The 2,521-nt window shown below is 67.3% G+C and carries 3 protein-coding genes; all 3 read left to right on the top strand.

All coding sequences use genetic code 11. The features are described from left to right. Positions 1-206 (top strand): hypothetical protein (locus ACT84W_RS09615; RefSeq protein WP_444329044.1); only part of this gene is annotated, 206 nt, incomplete at its 5' end. Between the two features lie 458 nt (positions 207-664). Continuing rightward, positions 665-1,717, top strand: coding sequence for an ABC transporter substrate-binding protein (locus ACT84W_RS09610; RefSeq protein WP_444329043.1), 1,053 nt, complete (start codon positions 665-667; stop codon positions 1,715-1,717). Between the two features lie 95 nt (positions 1,718-1,812). After that, positions 1,813-2,521, top strand: a 709-nt coding sequence (locus tag ACT84W_RS09605; RefSeq protein WP_444329042.1) for an ABC transporter permease, incomplete at its 3' end; no start/stop codon positions are given.

The following is a 2,521-nucleotide window of genomic DNA, read 5'->3' as shown; positions in this document are numbered from 1 at the left end:
GCTCCGCGGATAAGAAGAGCGGCTCTTCCAGCAAAAAAGATGGCTCCAGTGATTCCTCTGACGGCAGCCTCACCGGCGTGGTCGACGAGTATGCCGACAAGGCCCGCGAGGTGGCGGGAAAGATCGACGGCATCAGCGGCGCCGTGAACGACGTGGCCCAGAAGCTTGGCGACGTCGCCGACAAGCTTGGCCTCGGCTCCCGCTAGACCCGCCGCCCGGCTCCGCCCCGCTGCCCGGTCTCGCCCCGCTGTCCGGCTCCGTCCCGCTGCCGCCCGCCGGCGGCCGGCCCGGCCCGTCGCCGCCCGCCACCTCGCCCGCGAAGGACACTCGGTAGACTCGCCGCCTACGAAGGACCTCCTCCGCTCGGGGTTGTCCCGACGTGGCAAGAATCGCCGCTGTGGCACATCGTGTGACAAGAATGGCCGCTGTGGCACGGAATCGCGTGCCACAGCGGCTCTTTTTGTTACGCCCTGTGCCACAGCGGCGTTTTTCGCCGCGCCCGCCAGCCGCTGCTCGGTATCGCCCCGTGCCGCCTTCGCCCCTCTCGCCGCCGCATGACCGCTCTTCCCTGGATATCGCCCGTCCACCGTGACGCCGCGCCCCTACAATAGACGCCGTGTTATGGTGCTCATGCACCAAACAGTTTGTTTGAAAGTAGGGGATTATGCTAACCAGAAGTAAGTTCCTGCAGCTCGTGGCTTGCGGCCTCGGCTCTATCGCGCTCACTGCCTGCGGTTCCCAGAAGTCCGACGACGCCAAGCCCGCCGCTGACGCAAAGAAGGACGACGACGCCGCCAAGGCCGACGCCGCCCCCGTAGCCGTTCGCGCCGCCGCGCTCAAGGGCCCGACCGCCATGGGGCTCGTCAAGTTCATGAGCGAGGTCGACGACGGCAACCTCAAGGACGAGGACTACAGCTTCCAGATCGTCGCATCCGCCGACGAGGTCGCGCCCCTGATCTCCAAGTCCGAGGTCGACATCGCCGCCGTCCCCGCCAACCTGGCCTCCGTCCTCTACAACAAGACCTCCGGCGCCGTCCGCGTCATCGCCATCAACACGCTGGGCGTCCTCTACATCTGCGAGCTCGGCGACACGGTCCACACCGTCGCCGACCTCAAGGGAAAGACGATCTACTCCGCTGGCAAGGGCGCGACGCCCGAGTACGCGCTCGAGTACGTCCTCAAGGCCAACGGCCTCGACCCCGAGACCGACGTGACCATCGAGTGGAAGTCCGAGCACTCCGAGTGCGTCGCCGCCCTGACCCAGGACGCGACCGCCATCGCCATGCTCCCGCAGCCCTTCGTGACCACCGCCCAGGCCAAGAACGACCAGATCCGCGTCGCGCTCGACCTCAATAAGGAATGGGCCGCCGCGAGCGAGGCCGAGGGCAAGGACGGCAACCTCATCACCGGCGTCGCCATCGTCCGCAGCGAGTTCGCCGACGAGCACCCCGAGGCCCTCAGCACCTTCCTCGAGCACTATCAGGAGTCCGTCGAGTTCGTCAACGCGAACACCGACGACGCGGCGGCGCTCGTGGGCAAGTACGACATCGTCCCCGAGGCTGTCGCAAAGAAGGCCCTCCCGGCGTGCAACATCACCTTCGTCTCTGGCGACGACATGAAGGTCCAGCTCGGCGGCTACCTCGAGGAGCTTGCGGATCAGAACGCCCAGGCCGTGGGCGGCAAGCTCCCCGGCGACGACTTCTACTACATCGCCTAGCTCCTGCTTTGAGCGACCGAGCCACACGCAACCAACCGACGGGCAAGAAGCCCGCACCGCGCTCGCTTCCCGTTTGGGGGGAGCGGGCGCTCGCCGTGGCGTTCTGGCTCGTCGTCTGGCAGCTCGCGGCGCAGGCCATCAGCTCCCGAATCATCCTCGTGGGCCCCGCCGAGGTCGCGGCGCGTCTCGTCGAGCTCGCGCAGGCGGGGGAGTTCTGGGGTGCGGTCGGGCTCTCGCTGGCACGGATCGCTGTGGGCTTTATACTCGCGGTCGTGGTCGGCGTGGCGCTCGCCGCGGCCGCCGGTCGCTGGCGAGCGGTCCACACGCTCGCCGCTCCGCTGGTAGGAGCTGTGAAGGCGGCGCCGGTGGCGAGCTTCGTGATCCTCGTCTTGATCTGGGTTCCTTCACGCCGGCTGTCGATAATCATTTCGTTTCTGATGGCGATGCCGATCGTGTACACCAACGTGCTCGAAGGCATCGACCAAACCGACCCAGCGCTGCTCGAGATGGCCGATGTCTTCGGTGTGCGCGACTGGCGGCGCGTGACGACGATCTATGCCTCAGAGGTCGCTCCGTACCTGCGCGCGGGGGTCTCGCTCGCGGTCGGGCTCTCGTGGAAGTCGGGCATCGCGGCCGAGGTCATCGGCCTGCCAGACCCCTCCATCGGCATCAATCTGTACAACGCGAAGGTCTACCTCGACACACCCGACCTCTTTGCCTGGACGCTCGCGATCGTGCTGCTCTCCGTCGTCATCGAGGCGGCGCTGCGCCGTGCGCTCGCATGGGCGCAGGCGCGCTGGGAGG

The sequence above is a fragment of the Paratractidigestivibacter sp. genome (assembly GCF_052362415.1).
Classification (GTDB): Bacteria; Actinomycetota; Coriobacteriia; order Coriobacteriales; family Atopobiaceae; genus Paratractidigestivibacter.
This window is presented reverse-complemented; position numbering and strand designations above follow the sequence as displayed.

Bases quoted from the DNA above. Each gene is read 5' to 3' on its own strand.
- ACT84W_RS09610 (WP_444329043.1), top strand. From the start codon at position 665: ATGCTAACCAGAAGTAAGTTCCTGCAGCTCGTGGCTTGCGGCCTCGGC.